This window comes from Kocuria sp. U4B (genome assembly GCF_054875615.1).
Genome location: NZ_CM142180.1, coordinates 2,632,989 through 2,649,952 on the forward strand (window position 1 = coordinate 2,632,989; position 16,964 = coordinate 2,649,952).

Annotated in this window: 15 protein-coding genes; 9 read left to right on the plus strand and 6 right to left on the minus strand. The window is 74.8% G+C overall.

Translation table 11 applies throughout. From position 1 onward, the window contains the following. Positions 1–104 precede the first annotated feature (104 nt). On the plus strand, positions 105–1,187 hold the full coding sequence (locus ACYSMR_RS12475) for a lipid II:glycine glycyltransferase FemX (protein WP_461745593.1): 1,083 nt from the start codon (positions 105–107) through the stop codon (positions 1,185–1,187). A 128-nt stretch (positions 1,188–1,315) separates the two neighbouring features. Continuing rightward, positions 1,316–3,271, plus strand: a complete 1,956-nt coding sequence (locus tag ACYSMR_RS12480; protein WP_251334447.1) for a threonine/serine exporter family protein — start codon at positions 1,316–1,318, stop codon at positions 3,269–3,271. Positions 3,272–3,298: 27 nt separating this feature from the next. On the opposite strand, the gene ACYSMR_RS12485 is transcribed toward ACYSMR_RS12480, so the two are convergent. Both ACYSMR_RS12485 and ACYSMR_RS12490 read right to left on the minus strand, forming a co-directional pair. Continuing rightward, positions 3,299–4,129 carry a siderophore-interacting protein gene (locus ACYSMR_RS12485; protein WP_251334448.1) on the minus strand — a complete coding sequence of 277 codons (831 nt, stop codon included), beginning with the start codon at positions 4,127–4,129 and terminating at the stop codon, positions 3,299–3,301. A 32-nt stretch (positions 4,130–4,161) separates the two neighbouring features. After that, the gene (locus ACYSMR_RS12490; protein WP_461745596.1) at positions 4,162–4,839 is read right to left on the minus strand and encodes a uracil-DNA glycosylase; all 678 of its coding nucleotides are present in this window, start codon (positions 4,837–4,839) and stop codon (positions 4,162–4,164) included. A gap of 295 nt (positions 4,840–5,134) precedes the next feature. Here ACYSMR_RS12490 and ACYSMR_RS12495 point away from each other — a divergent pair, with 295 nt between their 5' ends. The 7 genes from ACYSMR_RS12495 to ACYSMR_RS12525 all read left to right on the plus strand — a co-directional run bounded on the left by ACYSMR_RS12495 (position 5,135) and on the right by ACYSMR_RS12525 (position 10,854). Beyond that, positions 5,135–5,842, plus strand: a complete 708-nt coding sequence (locus tag ACYSMR_RS12495) for an SDR family oxidoreductase (RefSeq protein WP_251334450.1) — start codon at positions 5,135–5,137, stop codon at positions 5,840–5,842. Between the two features lie 11 nt (positions 5,843–5,853). Continuing rightward, the gene (locus ACYSMR_RS12500) at positions 5,854–6,123 is read left to right on the plus strand and encodes a DUF3263 domain-containing protein (protein ID WP_461745598.1); all 270 of its coding nucleotides are present in this window, start codon (positions 5,854–5,856) and stop codon (positions 6,121–6,123) included. Further along, complete coding sequence (locus ACYSMR_RS12505) at positions 6,120–6,386, plus strand: hypothetical protein (protein ID WP_461745600.1); 267 nt, start codon at positions 6,120–6,122, stop codon at positions 6,384–6,386. The genes ACYSMR_RS12500 and ACYSMR_RS12505 overlap by 4 nt, the downstream gene beginning before the upstream one ends. Before the next feature lie 57 nt (positions 6,387–6,443). Continuing rightward, positions 6,444–7,043 (plus strand): GNAT family N-acetyltransferase, encoded by a 600-nt coding sequence (locus ACYSMR_RS12510; protein WP_251334451.1) that lies wholly within the window; start codon positions 6,444–6,446, stop codon positions 7,041–7,043. 294 nt (positions 7,044–7,337) lie between these two features. After that, positions 7,338–8,969, plus strand: a complete 1,632-nt coding sequence (gene groL, locus ACYSMR_RS12515) for a chaperonin GroEL (RefSeq protein WP_251334452.1) — start codon at positions 7,338–7,340, stop codon at positions 8,967–8,969. Between the two features lie 173 nt (positions 8,970–9,142). Continuing rightward, positions 9,143–9,850, plus strand: coding sequence for an MgtC/SapB family protein (locus ACYSMR_RS12520; protein ID WP_251334453.1), 708 nt, complete (start codon positions 9,143–9,145; stop codon positions 9,848–9,850). Between the two features lie 50 nt (positions 9,851–9,900). Continuing rightward, entirely contained in the window at positions 9,901–10,854 is a 954-nt protein-coding gene (locus ACYSMR_RS12525) for an RNase H family protein (RefSeq protein WP_461745604.1), read from the plus strand. Between the two features lie 24 nt (positions 10,855–10,878). Here ACYSMR_RS12525 and ACYSMR_RS12530 read toward each other — a convergent pair whose 3' ends face one another. The 4 genes from ACYSMR_RS12530 to ACYSMR_RS12545 form a co-directional block, all read right to left on the minus strand. Continuing rightward, a complete protein-coding gene (locus tag ACYSMR_RS12530; RefSeq protein ID WP_251334455.1) occupies positions 10,879–12,345 on the minus strand; it encodes a sensor histidine kinase in 1,467 nt (488 codons plus the stop codon). Between the two features lie 12 nt (positions 12,346–12,357). Next, positions 12,358–13,071: a response regulator transcription factor gene (locus ACYSMR_RS12535; protein WP_461745607.1), complete on the minus strand. Its 714-nt coding sequence runs from the start codon at positions 13,069–13,071 to the stop codon at positions 12,358–12,360. A 72-nt stretch (positions 13,072–13,143) separates the two neighbouring features. Further along, positions 13,144–14,796, minus strand: a complete 1,653-nt coding sequence (locus ACYSMR_RS12540; RefSeq protein WP_251334457.1) for a DNA repair helicase XPB — start codon at positions 14,794–14,796, stop codon at positions 13,144–13,146. Further along, positions 14,793–16,964 carry a helicase-associated domain-containing protein gene (locus ACYSMR_RS12545; protein ID WP_461745609.1) on the minus strand — a complete coding sequence of 724 codons (2,172 nt, stop codon included), beginning with the start codon at positions 16,962–16,964 and terminating at the stop codon, positions 14,793–14,795. The genes ACYSMR_RS12540 and ACYSMR_RS12545 overlap by 4 nt, the downstream gene beginning before the upstream one ends.

The window sequence follows — 16,964 nt, forward strand, 5'->3', positions numbered from 1 at the left end:
GAGGTCAGGCCGCGTTCAGGTGCGCGCGGTTAGACTGTCCGGGGCCGGCCCCCACCGGCAGGCCCCTCCGGCACCGCACCCCGACCCCGACGATTGAGAGAGCCTTGCGCGAGTTCACCGCACGCTTCGCCACCCCCCAGGAGATCGCCGACTGGGACAGCCACGTCACCGCGAACCCCAACGGCGGCAACCTGCTGCAGTCCGCGTCCTTCGCGGAGGTCAAGGCGGACCACGGCTGGCGTCCCCTGCACCTCGTGCACGAGCCCGTGGACGGCACGCGGGCCGGCTACAACCTCGTCCTGGAGAAGTCCGTGCCGGGCCTCGGCAAGCTCTGGTACATGATCAAGGGCCCGGACGTCGCGTCCGTCGACGACATCCCGGGCGTCGCCGCGGCCACCGCCCGCCTCGTGGCGGAGCAGCGGCTGAACGTCTTCGCGGTCAAGATCGAGCCGGACGTCCTGGACTCCGACTACGCCCGCGGCGTGCTCGCCCGGGCGGGGCTGAAGAAGTCCTTCAACATCCAGCCCAACGACTCCACCGCGGTCCTCGCGACCGACCAGGACGAGGAGGCCGTCCTGAAGTCCCTGCACTCCCGCGGGCGCAACGCGGTCCGGCGGGCCCTGCGCGAGGGCTGCCGGGTCGAGCGCGTCGAGCTCACCGAGGACAACATGCGGCGGATGTACGCCCTCATGGACACCGTGGGCCAGGGCGAGGCCAACGTGAACCTGCGCTCCTACGAGTACTACGCGAAGTTCTGGACGACCTTCGAGCGCGCCGGCCAGGGCCGGCTGTACTTCACCTACGAGGACGGCGAGCCCTCGGTGGGCGCCTACGTGATCGCCTACGGCCGGAAGGGCACGTACAAGGACGGGGGCTCCAAGCCCCGGCGCCGCCAGTACGGCGACTCCCACCTCGTCCAGTGGACCGCGATCACCGACCTCATGCGCGAGCACGGGATCGCGGAGTACGACTTCTGCGGCACCCCGCCCAGCGACCAGCTCAAGAACAAGGAGCACTCCTACTACGGGCTGGGCCTGTTCAAGACCAGCTTCACCAAGTCCGTGGTGGACTTCGTGGGCGTCCACGACCAGGTCCTCAGCCCCGCCCGGTACGCGGTGTGGACCAACGTCGCGGAGAAGGTCCAGCGCCAGCTGTGGGTCCGCCGCACGGGTCAGCCCTTCTACTGATCCCCCCGGCCGGCCCGCCCGCCGGGGCCCCGCCGTCCCGCGGGGCCCGGCCGGCGACCGCGCCCGTGACGACCCGCACCGAGGACCCCCGGAGGAGCATCGAGCCGAGGAAGGAGGAACGCCGCTTGGTGACCGACCAGCGCACCCCCCTGCGCCCGTTCGCCGCCTATCCCTCGTCCGACGCCGGGGAGGAGACCGACCCCGCCGTGGCCGAGCCCTTCGGCCCCGGCGGGACCTCGACCCTCACCGGCGCGGCCCGCCCGGCCTCCCTCCCCGGCGCGGGCACGCCCCCGGTGCGCCCGACCGAGACGCAGGCCCTGCAGGCGCGCCGCCGCGCGGAGACGACCACGCTCGACGTGGTGCCCACCGCCCCCCAGCCGCTGCCCGTGCTCAGCACGCGCCTCATCCGCGAGTACCGCGGGGCGGAGGACCCGCAGGCGCGCCAGGAGGTCGTCTCCGCCGCGCAGACCGCGCCCGCGCCCGCCCCCGCCCGGCGGCGGCGGCGCACCGACGCGGGGCCCGTCTCCCGCCCCGAGACGACGACGATCGGCCCGGCCCCGCGGCCCGGCAAGAGCTCCGACCGGATGCAGCGGGGCGCCTACCCCTCCACCCGCGCCGAGGCCGCCCGGCCCGGGCGCGCCCGGCTGCGCTCCATCATGCGCGGCGACAGCGCCCCGACCGCGCCCATGCGCGCCGTCGAACGGCTCAGCGCCTCGCCCTTCGCGAACCTGCGCCGCTACGGGGAGGCCACGAGCCGGGAGGCGCGGCGGACCCTCAACTTCGCGCTGCGCCTCGCCGAGACGATGTTCCACTACGGCGCGGACGCCCTCGACGTCGAGAACGCGATCCTCGCCGTGTGCACCACCTACGGCGTGGAGAACATCGAGGTGGACATCACCAACCAGGCGGTGACCATCAACTACATCGCCGACGGCGCCGACCGGGGCCCCGACGGCGGAGGAACGCGCACCCGCGAGGACGTCTTCAACGACCCCGACACCTCCAGCCACACCGTCATGCGGGTCGTCCGGTCCTGGACCGACAACTACGCCGGCCTCGGCGAGACCCACCAGCTGGTCGCCGAGATCACCGGTGGCGAGATGCCCCGCGCCGAGGCGGAGCGGCGCCTCGAGGAGATCAACGCCAAGCCCAAGCCGTACGCCAAGTGGATGGTCTGGACCGCCACGGTCCTCGCGGCCATGGCCCTCACCGCCGGCATGGGCGGCGGCCCCACGGGGGCGCTCGTGGCGGGGTTCTCCTCGATCCTCGTGCAGGTCGTCTCCTCCCGCCTCGGCGCGTGGCGGATCCCCGAGTTCTTCGCGCTGGCGGCCAACGCCGGCATCCTCACCTCGGTGGCGCTGCTGCTGTCCTGGTCCGGGCTGGAGCTCTCCCCGCCCCGGGTCATCGCGGGCGGGATCATCATGCTCCTGCCCACCACCCGCATGGTCTCCACCATGCAGGACGCGATCAACGGCTTCCCCGTCACCGCGGCCGGACGGCTGCTGTCCACCGCCATGGCGTTCCTGGGGATCATCGCCGGGATCGCGGGCGGCGTCTCCGTGGCGGGCTATCTGGGGATGCCCCGCGTGGACGTCTCGCAGAGCGTCTTCGACACGCCGGACCCGGTGGTCAACACCGTGTTCATGCTCCTGGGCACGGCGCTGCTGGCCGTCACGATGCAGACCAAACCGCAGCACCTGCCCGCCACGGCGGCCGCGGCGCTGTGCGGGATGCTCGTCTACCACGCGGGGGCGGCCGCCGGGCTGGGGCCCCGGCTCGACACCGGCCTGGGGGCCGTCGTCAGCGGGTGCGTGGCCACCGTGCTCGCCGCCCGCCACCGCATCCCGCAGCTCGTGCTCGCCATCCCCGCCATGACCTTCCTGCTGCCGGGCCTGTCGATCTACCGGGGCATGTACGCCGTCACGGTCGAGACGGAGACCATGGGCGAGGGCTTCATCGGCCTCGTCAACGCCATGGCCTCGATCGTGGCGCTGGCCTCGGGCGTGGTGCTCGGCAAGTACCTCATGCGTCCCTTCGTAGGCCACCTCAACGGGACCAGCTCCCGGCGCAACCGCCGCCGCTGAGGCCGCCGGACCCCAGCGGGGGGCCGGTCAGATGATCTGGCCGACGGGCAGCTTCTTCTCCGCCTGGAACACGTCCTCGGTGCGGCCCCGCGCCCAGTAGCCCGACAGCGAGACCTGGCCGCGGTCCAGGCCCCGGTGACCGAGCAGCTCGTCGCGCAGCGACTTCATGGCCTCCCGCTCCCCGTGGGCGAAGACCTGCACGCCGGTGGGGGCGGCGGGCCACGCGGCGTCGTGCACCGCCTCCGCCAGGGTCTCGCCCCGGTCCCGGAACACCCACCGCACCGCCACCCCGGCGGGCGTCGTCACGGCCAGGACGTCCTGCGGGGAGGCCACCTCCAGGACCGCCTCGCCGCGCGCGGACGCCGGGAGCGCCTCGAGCACCGCGAGCGCGGCGGGGACCGCGGCGTCGTCGGCGGCGACCAGGGTCCAGGCGGCGTCCGGGTCGGGGACCCACCTGCCGCCCGGGCCCAGGGCGATGATCCGGTCCCCGGGCTCGGCGCGGGCGGCCCAGGGCCCCGCGAAGCCGGTGTCGCCGTGCAGGACGAAGTCCATCCACAGCTCGGCGCGCTCGGGGATCCACCGCCGGATCGTCAGGTGGCGGGTCACCGGCTGGTGCTCGGGCGGCAGGGTCTCCTTGAGCGCCCAGTAGTCCGGGTCCGGGCCGTGGTCGAGGGCGGGGTCGAGGAAGACGAGCTTGACGTACTTCTCCGGCGGGGCGATGTCCTGGAAGCGCTCCGGCTCGTCGACGCCCAGGACGACCCGGACCATCGACGGGGACAGCTGCTCGCGCCCGCGCACCGTCAGGTTCAGCTGCGGCTTGCGGGGCTTCGCGGGACCGGCTCCGGGCGTCGTCGTCATGCGATCCACCCTAGCCGAGCCGGGCCGGCGGCTCAGAGCCGCCAGTCGACGGGCTCGGCGCCCTGCTGCTGGAGCAGCTCGTCGGTGCGGGAGAAGGGCCGGGAGCCGAAGAAGCCGCGGGAGGCGGACAGGGGCGAGGGGTGCGCGGACTCGACCGTGGGGTGGCCCTCCAGCCACTTGGCGGTGCTGCGGGCGTCGTTGCCCCACAGGATCGCCACGAGCGGGCGCTGCCGGGCGGCGAGGACCTGGATGGCGCGCTCCGTGACGGCCTCCCAGCCCTTGCCGCGGTGGGAGGCCGGGGCGCCCTCCCGGACGGTGAGGGCCCGGTTGAGCAGCATGACGCCCTGGCGCGACCACGCGGAAAGGTCCCCGTGCTCGGGCGGGTCGATGCCGAGGTCGTCGTGCAGCTCCTTGTAGATGTTCTGCAGGGACCGGGGCACGGGGCGCACGTGGGGCTGCACGGAGAAGGCCAGGCCCATGGCGTGGCCCGGGGTGGGGTAGGGGTCCTGCCCGACGATCAGCACCTTGACCTGCTCGAGGGGCTCCTCGAAGGCCCGGAACACGGCCTTCCCCTCGGGGAAGGTGCGGTGCCCGTCGGCGTGCTCCTCCCGCAGGAACTGGCCCATCTGCCGGATCCGGGGCTCCACCGGCGCCAGGGCCTCGGCCCAGTCCTCGGCCATGATCTTCTCCAGCGGCTGCGGCTCGCTCACGGGTGCTCCTCGGGGTCGGTGGCGCGGTCGGGGCCGGGGCCCGGTCGGTCTGCTCCACTCTAGAGCGCCCTGCCGCCGCGCGGGGGCGTCACGGCGGCGCGATCGGGGCGCGGGCACGGCACGGGGCGGGCGGCGCGGGGCCGGGGGAGCGGGCCCGGCGGCAGGAGGTGCCCACGGGCCACGGGCGGGACTGCGCGGCCGTCCCCTCCGGCGGGCGGCCGCGAGGCCCGTGCACTCCAGGAGCCCCGCGGACCCCCGCGTCGGCGGCTCCGGGGGGACTGGTTAGAGTGGGCGCATGAGCGCTCCCCGCACCGAAGACCGCCCCGTCGCCGTCGTCACCGGGGCCACCGGCGGCATCGGCCGCGCCTGCGTGGCCGACCTCGCCCGCGACCACGACGTCCTCGCCCTGGGCCGCGACGCCGCCCGGCTCGCCGGGCTCGCCGCCCTGCCGCACGTCACGGCCCGCGCCGCGGACCTGACCGACTTCGCCTCCCTGCCGGGCGTGGTGGCGGACCTCGACCGGGTCGACGTGCTCGTGCACTCCGCGGCGGTCGCCGGGCGCACGACCGTGGAGGGCGCCTCCGTCGACGAGTGGCGGGCCCAGCTCGAGCTCAACGTCGTGGCCCCCGCGGAGCTCACCCGGCTGCTGCTGCCGGCCCTGCGCGCCGCCCGGGGCACGGTCGTGTTCATCAACTCGGGCTCGGGCTTCACCGCCCGCGCCGGGGACGCGGTCTACGCCGCCTCCAAGTTCGCCCTGCGGGCGCTCGCCGACTCGCTGCGCCAGGAGGTCGAGGCCGACGGGGTGTCCGTGAGCTCGGTGCACCCCGGCCCCGTGGACACCGCGATGCAGCGGGACATCCAGGCCGCCCTGGGCAACGAGTACGTGCCCGAGCGCTACATCCGCCCGGAGTCCGTGGCGGCGGCGGTGCGCGCCGTCGTCGACGCGGGCGAGGACGCCCAGCTGACCACCCTCTCCGTGCGCCCCGGGGCCGAGCCGCGGTGACCGGCCAGGACGTGCCCGAAGAGGCCGTGCCCGGCCAGGACGTGCCCGGGGAGGAACCGCCCGCCGGGGGGCTGGACGAGACCGACCGGCAGATCCTGGCAATCGAGAACATGCAGTGGAAGTACCAGGGGGCCAAGGAGATGGAGATCCGGCGCCGGCTGGGCCTGTCGCCCACCCGCTACTACCAGCGGCTCAACGTCCTGATCGACACCCGCGCCGCCCTCGAGCACGCCCCGATGCTCGTGGACCGGCTGCGCCGCCAGCGCGGGGACCTGACGTGACCGGCGCGCACCCCGTCGTGCCCGGGGAGTTCCCCCGCGACGAGTTCGACGACGTCCCCGAGGCCGGTCCCCGCCAGGGCGCCCACCGGGGCGAGCGCCCCGCCTCCCGGGTGGGCGCCCGCGAGCTCGCCGCGATCGTCGTGGCCGGGGCCCTGACCCTCGGCGCCGGCGCCTTCGCGTACGTCTCCGCCCCCGGCGGTGCCGACCCCGCCCCGTCCTCCCCTGCGTCCCCCCGCCAGGCGCCCCCGGCCACCGGGCCCTGACGGGCTCCGCCCCACCGTGCCTCCCCGAGACCCATCCGCCCCACGAGAGGACCCACCGTGCAGATCGACGGCGAGAAAGTACGCATCCGGGACTGGACGCAGGAGGACCTCGTCGCGTACGAGGCCTGGATCATGCCCCCCGAGGACGGCGGCGAGCACGCGTGGCAGCACACCGACGGGCCGTTCTACCCCAACTTCACCGCCGAGGGCGCCCAGCGCTGGCTGTCCACCCTGCGCGGGCACGTCGAGGCCGGGGACTGGCCGAGCCCCCGGGAGACCATGGTCATCGCCGACGCGCGCGACGACCGGTTCATCGGGCAGGTCTCCTGGTACTGGACCGAGAAGCCGACCGAGGACCCCGGGACCGGCACCCACCTGCTGCCGCTGCGCTCCCTGGGGATCACCGTCTACTCCCCGGACCACTGGCGCGGCGGCTACGGCACCGAGGCCCTGCGGCTGTGGATCGGCTACCTCTTCGCCTCCTCCGACTCCCACCGCCTCGACCTCGAGACGTGGAGCGGCAACGAGGGCATGTGCCGGGTCGCCGAGAAGCTCGGCTTCACCCAGGAGGCCCGCTTCCGCCAGGCCCGCAAGGTGGGCGGGCAGTACTACGACCGGCTCTTCTACGGGATCCTCCGGGAGGAGTGGCAGGGCTGAGGCCCGCCCGCCGGGCGCCGTCGCCCGCCCTCGGCAGGGACCGGCACGGGATCCGCGCAAAGGTTTGCACTCTCCCGGGACGAGTGCCAAGATTGCGATTAGCACTCAGTCGTGTGGACTGCTAAGGAACCGGTCCCCGGGCCGTCCGCGCAGCCACCGGCACAGGAGTGGAACCTCAACCACCACGGTGAGGTGCCGCGCGGCGTCGGGAAGAGACCGCCGTCGTGCGCGCCGTCCGTCGCGGGCACCGTGGAGGTCGACCGTTTGTCTACCGTCCAGGAGGGACGAAGTCACATGGCAAAGATGATTGCTTTCGACGAAGAGGCACGCCGCGGTCTCGAGCGGGGTCTGAACACCCTGGCCGACGCCGTCAAGGTCACCCTCGGCCCGCGCGGGCGCAACGTGGTCCTCGAGAAGGCCTGGGGCGCCCCCACGATCACCAACGACGGCGTGTCCATCGCCAAGGAGATCGAGCTCGAGGAGCCCTACGAGAAGATCGGCGCCGAGCTGGTGAAGGAGGTCGCCAAGAAGACCGACGACATCGCCGGTGACGGCACCACCACCGCGACCGTCCTCGCCCAGGCGCTCGTCAAGGAGGGCCTGCGCAACGTGGCCGCCGGCGCCGACCCGCTGAGCCTCAAGCGCGGCATCGAGAAGGCCGTCGCCGCGGTCACCGAGGAGCTGCTGGCCTCCGCCAAGGAGGTCGAGACCGAGGAGCAGATCGCCGCCACCGCGTCCATCTCCGCGGGCGACCCCGAGATCGGCCGCCTCATCGCCCAGGCGATGGAGAAGGTCGGCAAGGAGGGCGTGATCACGGTCGAGGAGTCCAACACCTTCGGTCTGGACCTCGAGCTGACCGAGGGCATGCGCTTCGACAAGGGCTACCTCTCCGGCTACTTCGTCACCGACGCCGACCGCCAGGAGGCCGTCCTCGAGGACCCCTACATCCTCGTGGTCAACTCCAAGATCTCCGCGGTCAAGGACCTGGTCCCCGTGCTCGAGAAGGTCATGCAGGCCGGCAAGCCGCTGCTGATCATCGCCGAGGACGTCGAGGGCGAGGCCCTGGCCCTGCTGGTGCTCAACAAGATGCGCGGCTCCATCAAGTCCGTGGCCGTCAAGGCCCCCGGCTTCGGCGACCGCCGCAAGGCCCAGCTGGCGGACATCGCGATCCTCACCGGCGGCCAGGTCATCACCGAGGAGGTCGGGCTCTCCCTGGAGACCGCCACCGTCGACCTGCTCGGCCAGGCCCGCAAGGTCGTCGTGACCAAGGACGAGACCACCATCGTCGACGGCGCCGGCACCCCCGAGGAGATCGAGGGCCGCGTGGCCCAGATCCGCGCCGAGATCAACAACTCGGACTCGGACTACGACCGCGAGAAGCTCCAGGAGCGCCTCGCCAAGCTGGCCGGCGGCGTGGCCGTCCTCAAGGCCGGTGCCGCGACCGAGGTCGAGCTCAAGGAGCGCAAGCACCGCATCGAGGACGCCGTGCGCAACGCGAAGGCCGCCGTGGAGGAGGGCATCGTCGCCGGCGGCGGCGTGGCCCTGATCCAGGCCGGCCAGAAGGCGTTCGAGAAGCTCGAGCTCACCGGCGACGAGGCCACCGGCGCGAACATCGTCAAGGTCGCCATCGACGCCCCGCTCAAGCAGATCGCCACCAACTCCGGCCTCGAGGCCGGCGTCGTCGTGGACAAGGTCCGCGGCCTGCCGCTGGGCCACGGCCTCAACGCCGCCACCGGCGAGTACGAGGACCTGATGGCCGCGGGCATCAACGACCCGGTCAAGGTCACCCGTTCCGCGCTGCAGAACGCGGCGTCCATCGCCGGGCTGTTCCTCACCACCGAGGCCGTCGTGGCCGACAAGCCGGAGCCCGCGGGCGCCGGCGCCGGCGCCGACGACGGCATGGGCGGCATGGGCGGCATGATGTGATCGACGGCTGACCCGTCGAGCGTCCTCCGACGCACCGGCACGGGCCGGGCACCCCTCGCGGGGTGCCCGGCCCGTCGTCGTTCCGGGGGCTCCGCCGGCGCGCCCGGCGCGCGGCCGTTCCCCGCGGGGCGGCCATGGTGTTCAATCGGAGCACCGCTGCCGGAGGAGGCGTCATGGAGGTCCTCGACTGGGACACGCTGCCCACTCAGCTGGGCCTGACGCTGGCCGCGTTCGCGCTCACCGCGCTCGTGGGCCTGGAGCGACGGCTGCGGCGCAAGAGCGCGGGGCTGCGCACGCACGCGCTCGTCGGCACCGGCGCCGCGATCTTCACCCTCGTCTCCGCCTACGGCTTCGAGCCGCTGCCCGGGATCGACGCCGGGCCCGACCCCTCGCGCGTGGCGGCGCAGATCATCACGGGCATCGGGTTCCTGGGCGCGGGCGTGATCTTCATGAACCGCGACGTCGTGCACGGGCTGACCACGGCCGCCAGCATCTGGCTCTCCGCGGCCATCGGCATGGCCTGCGGTGCCGGGCTGCTGGCGCTGGGGGTGGCCGGCACGGTCCTGCACTTCGTCACCGCCCTGGTCCTGGCCCCCATCTCCCGCCGGCTGCCCAGCCTCGTGACCCCCATGGGCCTGCGGCTGCGCTACGAGGACGGGCACGGGGTGCTGCGCGAGGTGCTGCACGTGGCCGACGAGCTGCACCTCACGGCGTCCGTGGTCTCCAGCCGGCGCACCGGGGACGAGGCGGCGCCCGAGGTCGAGCTGCTGCTGCGCCTCGAGGGCAAGACGGACCTGCGGATCGCGGCCGCGCAGCTGTCCGCGGTGGCCGGTGTCCTCGACGTCCGGCAGGAGCAGCTCGAGCAGGAGGGCGCGGACTGAGCCCCGGAGCGCGTCCCGGCGCGCCCGCGGCCCGTGGAAAGATGGGGCCCATGACCATCACTGCTGCCGCCGACGGCTCCGCCCTGGGCAACCCCGGCCCCGCGGGCTGGGCCTGGTACATCGACGAGAACACCTGGCGGGCCGGCGGCTGGCCGCACGGCACCAACAACATGGGCGAGCTCAAGGCCGTCCTCGACCTGCTCGAGTCCACGGCGCACCGCGCCGACGAGCCCCTGCGGGTGCTGTGCGACAGCCAGTACGTGATCAACTCGATCACCAAGTGGATGCCCGGCTGGAAGAAGAAGAACTGGACGAAGAAGGACGGCAAGCCCGTCCTCAACGTCGAGCTCATGAAGGCCCTCGACGCCGCCCTCCGGGGCCGGGACGTGCACTTCGAGTGGGTCAAGGGCCACGCCGGCCACGAGCTCAACGAGGCCGCCGACCAGCGCGCCCGGGCGGTCGCCACCGCCTTCCAAGCCGGCCGGCCCGCGCCGGAGGGCCCCGGCTTCGGCGACGGCGCCGCCGCGCCCGCCCCGTCCCGCCGCGCCCCGGCCGGGGACCGCGAGCGCGAGACGCTCGAGGACCGCCACGATCCCGACCTGCTGGCGGCGCTGGCCGCCCACGAGGACGAGCTGGCCCGCGGCACCACCGCCGAGCAGGCCGTCGAGGCCCTCGAGCGCGACCTGCTGCGCGAGGACGTGCGCGCCGATCCCGGCCGGCTGGCCCAGCTGCTCCACGAGGGCTTCGCCGAGGTCGGGGCCGCCGGGGCGTGGTGCTCGCGCGCCGACGTCCTCGAGCGGCTGCCGCGGGAGCCCTCCCTGGGGCCCGTGGACGTCCAGGTGCTCTCCTGCACGGCGCTGGGCCCCGCGGCGGTGCACCTGGTCTACCGGCTCACCACGGGCGAGCGCACCAGCCTGCGCAGCTCGCTGTGGGTCCGGGAGGACTCCCGCACGGAGCTCGGCCCCTGGCAGCTGCGCTTCCACCAGGGCACCTGGGAGGTATGAGGCCCCCGGGTCCCTGCGGCCGGCTCAGATCTCCGGGGCGTCGTCGGCGCGCACGATCCCGGGGATCCGCACCGTCATGGTCGCCCCGCCGCCCTCGGTCTCGGTGAGGCGCACCGTGCCGTCGTGCTGCTGGACGATGGCCGCGACGATGGACAGGCCCAGGCCGGTGCCCCCGGTCCCGCGCGTGCGGGAGGAGTCGGCGCGGTAGAACCGCTCGAAGACCCGCTCCGCGTCCTCCCCGTGGATGCCGGGCCCGTGGTCGCGGACCTGCAGCACCGCGTTGAACGTCTGGTCCACCGAGGGCTCGACGCCCACGGCGAGCTCGAGGGGACTGCCCTCGGGGGTGTAGCGCAGGGCGTTGGCCACGAGGTTGGCCACGACCTGGCGCAGCCGGGACTCGTCCCCGTGCACCCACGCGGAGGTCGGGGCGGCCCCGTGCAGCCCCACCACCTCGACCGGCCGGTCCGGGGCGGAGGCGCGGGCGTCGCCGGAGGCGTCGTAGGCCAGGTGGAGCAGGTCCACGTCGACGGTCTCTGTGGGACGCCGCTCGTCGATCCGGGCGAGCATCAGCAGGTCCTCCACGAGCTGGGTCATCCGCTTGGCCTCGGACTCGATGCGGGCCATGGCGTTGGCCACGGACTCGCGGTCCTGCAGCGCGCCGTGGCGGTAGAGCTCGGAGTAGCCGCGGATGGTCACGAGCGGGGTGCGCAGCTCGTGGGAGGCGTCGGCCACGAAGCGGCGCAGCTTGCCCTCCGAGCGGGTGCGGGCGTCGAAGGCGTCCTCGATGTGGCCGAGCATCGCGTTGAGCGACGCCGAGAGCTGGCCGATCTCCGTCTGCGGGTTGTAGCCCTCCATGCGCTGGGAGAGGTCGCCCTCGGCGATCCGTGCGGCGGTCTGCTCCACCTGGTGCAGGGGAGCGAACGCGCGGGTCACCAGGACCCAGCCCACGGCCAGGGCGGCGAAGAGCGTCGCGGCGCCGAAGCTCAGGGTGAGCAGGGTGACCACGCTGATCAGGGTGTTCGTGGTGCCCAGCGGCTCGGCGACCGCGATCACGAGGTCCAGCTCCCGGGGCTTGGCCACGACGACCCGCCACGTGCGGTCGGGGGCGCCCACGGAGCCCACCGTCATCGCCTCGAGGGGGTGCTCCTGCACGTACTCGAGGTCGAGGCCGGTGAGGTCGGGGCGCAGCCCGCCCGTGCCGTCCGGCGTGTGCTCGGCCGCGGCCAGCAGCCGGCCCTCGGCGTCGAGCAGGTATCCGGCGTGCGGGACCTGGTCGGCGGCCTCGCCGTCCAGCGCGGTGAGCAGCACGGAGGAGACCGCGTTGACCGAGCCCTTCAGGTCCGCGTCGATGCTCTTCACCAGGGAGTTGCGCAGCACGGAGATCGCCACGAAGCTCGTGACCAGGATGGACAGCGCCAGCAGCAGGCCCGTGAGGACCATCAGCTGCGAGCGCAGCGACGCGGAGCGCCACCGGGAGGACAGGGCCTGCATCCCGGGGCCGGATCAGTGGTGCTTGTGCGCGGACCGCAGCAGGTATCCCACGCCCCGCTTCGTGTGGATCAGCGGGGGCAGCTCCGGGTCGTTGTCGATCTTGCGGCGCAGGTAGGAGATGTAGGACTCCACGATCGAGGCGTCGCCGTTGAAGTCGTACTCCCACACGTGGTCGAGGATCTGCGCCTTGGACAGCACCCGGTTCGGGTTGAGCATGAGGTAGCGCAGGAGCTTGAACTCGGTGGGGGACAGGTCGATCTCCCGGTCGCCGCGGAAGACCTCGTGCGCGTCGTCGTCCAGGACCAGGTCGTCCACGCGCAGTCGCGAGTCGTCCTCCTCGGCCGGCTGGGTGCGGCGCAGGACGGCGCGGATGCGCGCCACGACCTCGTCGAGGCTGAACGGCTTCGTGACGTAGTCGTCGCCGCCCACGGTCAGTCCGGTCACCTTGTCCTCGGTGTCGTCCTTCGCGGTGAGGAAGAGGATCGGGAAGTGCCGCCCGGACGCGCGCAGCTTGCGGGTCACGGTGAAGCCGTCCATGTCGGGGAGCATGACGTCGAGCACCGCGAGGTCCGGGTCCTCGGAGTCCGCCTTGGCGAGGGCGTCACGGCCGTTGGCGGCGGTGACCACCTCGAAGCCGGCGAAGCGCAACGACGTGGCCAGCAGCTCCAGGATGTTCGGCTCGTCGTCGACGACGAGCAGTTTCGCTTCGGGGTTGTCGTTCTTCACCCCTCCAGTTTCTCCGAGCAGGCTGAAAACCCCCTGAACGTGCTGCGGGCACCGGCCGTGAGCTTCCCGGTCTCAGACGTCGGCGGCGTCGACGATCCGGTAGGCGTAGCCCTGCTCCGCGAGGAACCGGCGGCGCCGGGCGGCGTAGGCGGCGTCCACGGTGTCCCGCGCGACCACGGTGTAGAACGTCGCGGGCCGCCCGTCGCGCTTGGGCCGCAGCAGGCGCCCGAGGCGCTGGGCCTCCTCCTGCCGGGAGCCGAAGGCCCCGGAGACCTGGACCGCGACGGAGGCCTCCGGCAGGTCGATCGAGAAGTTGGCGACCTTGGAGACCACCAGCACCGGCAGCTGCCCGGCGCGGAACGCCGCGAACAGCTTCTCCCGCCGGGCCGTGCCGGTGGTGCCCTTCAGCACGGGGGCGCCGAGCAGCTCGCCCAGCTCGTCGAGCTGGTCCAGGAACTGCCCGATGACGAGCACCGGCTCGTCCCGGTGGCGGGCCACGAGCCGCTCCACGACGGCGAGCTTGTGCGCGGAGGACGCGGCCAGGCGGTGCCGGTCCGCGTCCTCCGCGGAGGCGTAGGCCATCCGGTCGGCCGTCGGCAGCTCGACCCGCACCTCGACGCAGTCGGCGGGGGCGATGTGGCCCTGCGCCTCGATCTCCCGCCACGGGGCGTCGTAGCGCTTCGGGCCGATGAGGGAGAACACCTCGCCCTCCCGGTCGTCCTCGCGCACCAGCGTGGCCGTCAGGCCGAGCCGGCGGCGGGCCTGGAGCTCGGCGGTCATCCGGAAGACGGGGGCGGGCAGCAGGTGCACCTCGTCGTAGACGATCAGCCCCCAGTCGTGGCCGTCGAGCAGCTCGAGGTGGGGGTGCAGCCCGCCCCGGCGGGCGGTCAGCACCTGGTACGTCGCGATCGTCACCGGGCGGATCTGCTTGACCGCCCCCGAGTACTCGCCGATCTCGTCGGCCGTGAGGGTGGTCCGCCGCAGCAGCTCGGCCTTCCACTGCCGGGCGGAGACCGTGCTCGTGACGAGCACGAGGGTCGTCGTGGAGCTCGCGGCCATCACCCCCGCGCCCACCAGCGTCTTGCCCGCCCCGCAGGGCAGCACGACGACGCCGCTGCCGCCCGCCCAGAAGTTCTCCACCGCGTGTCGCTGGTACGGGCGCAGCGCCCACGCCTCGCCGGTGGCCGGATCCGCCGCCGTGAGGGCGATCGGGTGCGGGGTGCCGTCCACGTAGCCGGCCCGGTCCTCGGCCGGCCACCCCACGGACAGCAGCAGCTGCTTGAGCTCGCCGCGGGCGCTCGCGTGCACCACCGTGGTGGCCCCGTCGATCCGGGCGCCGAGCAGCGGCGCGATCCTCCGGTGCCGGGCGATCTCCTCCAGCACGGGCGCGTCCCGGCTCCGCAGCACGAGCCCGTGCACCGGGTCCTTCTCCAGCACGAGCCGGCCGTAGCGGGACATCGTCTCGTCGATGTCCACGAGCAGGGCGTGGGGGACGGGGAACCGGGAGTGCGTCAGCAGCACGTCCAGCACCTTCTCGGCGTCGAGCCCGGCGGCCCGGGCGTTCCACAGCCCGAGCGGGGTGATGCGGTAGGTGTGCACGTGCTCGGGCGCGCGCTCGAGCTCGGCGAACGCCGCGAGCTCCCGGCGGGCGTCGTCGGCCTGCTCGTGGTCGAGCTCGAGCAGGACGGTGCGGTCGCTCTGCACGATCAGCGGTCCTGCGCTCATGCGCCGGCTCCTTCGCGGTCGGTGGTGGTCCGGGCGGCGGGGGCCCCGCGGTCGTCCGGGGCGTCGTGCCGCCCGTCGTCCGGGGCGGGGGCCGCCGTGCCGTCCGCGGCGTCGTCGCCGACGAGGCAGGCGAGCAGGTCCCGGACCTCCTCGGGGGAAGGGCCGGGGCGGCCGGCGGCGGGCACCTCGAGCACCTCGAGCAGCGCGGCCGGGTCGGCGCCGCCGGTCACCGGCTCCGGGCCGGGCGGCGCGACGTCGAGCGCCGGCTCGGTGCCCGTGGCCCGCGCGGCCGCCACGAGCTCCCCGAGGACGCCGTCGCGGCCGGGGACCGACCGGCGGCGCCCGGTCGGCTCCTCCCCGCCGGCCACCACGAGCACGCCCGGTGTCGGTCGGCGCACCGGGCGCCCGGCCAGGCGCGGGGCGCGGGCGAGCGCCTCGAGCAGGTCCTCCTCGCCGGTGACCACCCAGTCCGCACGGGTGATGCGCAGCCGGCCGTGGCCGCGGCCGGTCTCCTCGACGAGGTAGGCCAGCGCCTGCGGGACGGGGCCGGTGCCGTGCTCCTCGAGCCAGCCGAGGATCGTCGCGGCGCTCCAGCCGGCGTCGAGGGCCCGGTGCAGGGACTGCTCCGTGAACCGGTGCCGCGCCGCCGGGCCGTGGCCCTCGGCCTCGGCCAGCTGCCCGAGGGCCCGGGCCACGTCGGGGGCGAGGTGGCCGGGGGCGGTCGCGGTGAGGTCGCTCTGCAGCAGCACGGTCCGCCCCGGCGCGGGCAGCCAGTGGGCCACGGCGTCCGCGGCGTCCCCGACGCGGCCCCGGGCCACGGCCCGGCCCGGGGCCGTGAGGGCGTCGGCGCCCACGAGCCCGAGCTCGGCCGCCTCCGTGAGCATCCCGGGTCCCCAGCGGTCCAGGGACCGGGCCAGTCGCGGGCGCCGCCGGCGGGCGAGCGCGAGGACGTCCTCGGCGCCGTGGGCGCCGGGGGCGCGCTCGGCGAGACCGGCGTGCGCCTCCAGCACGGCCCGGCGCACGGGCACGGCCTCGGGGACGCGGGTCCCGCGGGTCAGCACCCCGACGACCGAGCCGTCGGCCAGGGGCCGGCCCACCGCGGAGGGGACGACGTCGGAGGCCAGCCAGCAGCGCACGACGTGCAGCCACTGGCGGGAGCGGTCGGCGTCCTCGAACGGCGCGGGAGCGGGGCGCCACGCCGACGTGTCGGGGTCCAGGCGCACCAGGCCGGCCAGCTCGGCCGTGCCGAGCAGCCGGGCGAGCTCGGCGGGCTCGACGTCCAGGGCCGCGCGCAGGCGCCGCAGCTCGCGCACCCCGACCCCGCCGGCGCGCAGGGTCGTCAGGGGGCGGGCGGCCAGCTCGGCGCGCAGCACGGCGAGGAGGCGCAGCAGCTGTTCGACGGCCGCGGCCGCGGCGTTGTCCCGCAGCCGGTCGGGCACGCGCCGTCCCGGCGGGCCCGGGGGCTCCTCGGGCTCCCGGGCCCACGGGTCGCCCCCGTGCAGGGCGAGGCCGACCTCCCGGGGCAGCTCGACGTGGCGGGAGTCCACGGGCAGCAGCATCCCGCGGGCGAGCAGCCAGTCGACGGGCCGCGCGGCGGCGTCGACGGCGGGATCGGGGCGGCGCAGCGCGTCGGGCAGCGCGCCCACGGGCCGGCCCCGGAACCGCTCGAGCACCTCCCGCGCCCCGGCCGGCCACGCGGTGGCGTCCGGGTCGCCGAGGAGCGCCTCGGCCGGGGCCGCGGCGCCCGCGGGCCGCGGGAGCCGCCCCCGCAGCCGCTCCGCCAGGGGCTCCAGCACGGAGCGCGGGCGGCCGAGCCCGGCGGGGTAGCGGCCGAGGCCGTCGGCCACCCCCGGCACGAGCCGCAGGGCCTGCCCGTCGCGGTGGACGAGGCCCAGCCGGTGGAGCCGCCGCCACGGCGGCCCGGCCAGCAGCTGCGCGGCGGGGTCGGCCGGCATCCCGAGCACCACGGCCCGCTCGACGGCGTCCAGCTCGGGCCGGGTCAGCTCGTCGAGGGCCCGGCGCTGGCCGGCGCGGGCCAGCAGCGCCTCGGCGAGCTCGGCGAAGGAGGCCGTGCCGGGGCGCACCAGGTCCGGCCGTGCGGCGAGCAGTTCACCGAGCTCGGCGGGGGAGCGGGACGCGAGATCCCGGAGCAGGCCGTCCGGGAGCAC

Excerpts from the sequence above, each read along its gene's own strand:
- ACYSMR_RS12525 (WP_461745604.1), top strand. The coding sequence starts at position 9,901 with ATGACCATCACTGCTGCCGCCGACGGCTCCGCCCTGGGCAACCCCGGC.
- groL (WP_251334452.1), top strand. The coding sequence starts at position 7,338 with ATGGCAAAGATGATTGCTTTCGACGAAGAGGCACGCCGCGGTCTCGAG.
- ACYSMR_RS12540 (WP_251334457.1), bottom strand. The coding sequence starts at position 14,796 with ATGAGCGCAGGACCGCTGATCGTGCAGAGCGACCGCACCGTCCTGCTC.
- ACYSMR_RS12495 (WP_251334450.1), top strand. The coding sequence starts at position 5,135 with ATGAGCGCTCCCCGCACCGAAGACCGCCCCGTCGCCGTCGTCACCGGG.
- ACYSMR_RS12530 (WP_251334455.1), bottom strand. The coding sequence starts at position 12,345 with ATGCAGGCCCTGTCCTCCCGGTGGCGCTCCGCGTCGCTGCGCTCGCAG.
- ACYSMR_RS12485 (WP_251334448.1), bottom strand. The coding sequence starts at position 4,129 with ATGACGACGACGCCCGGAGCCGGTCCCGCGAAGCCCCGCAAGCCGCAG.
- ACYSMR_RS12520 (WP_251334453.1), top strand. The coding sequence starts at position 9,143 with ATGGAGGTCCTCGACTGGGACACGCTGCCCACTCAGCTGGGCCTGACG.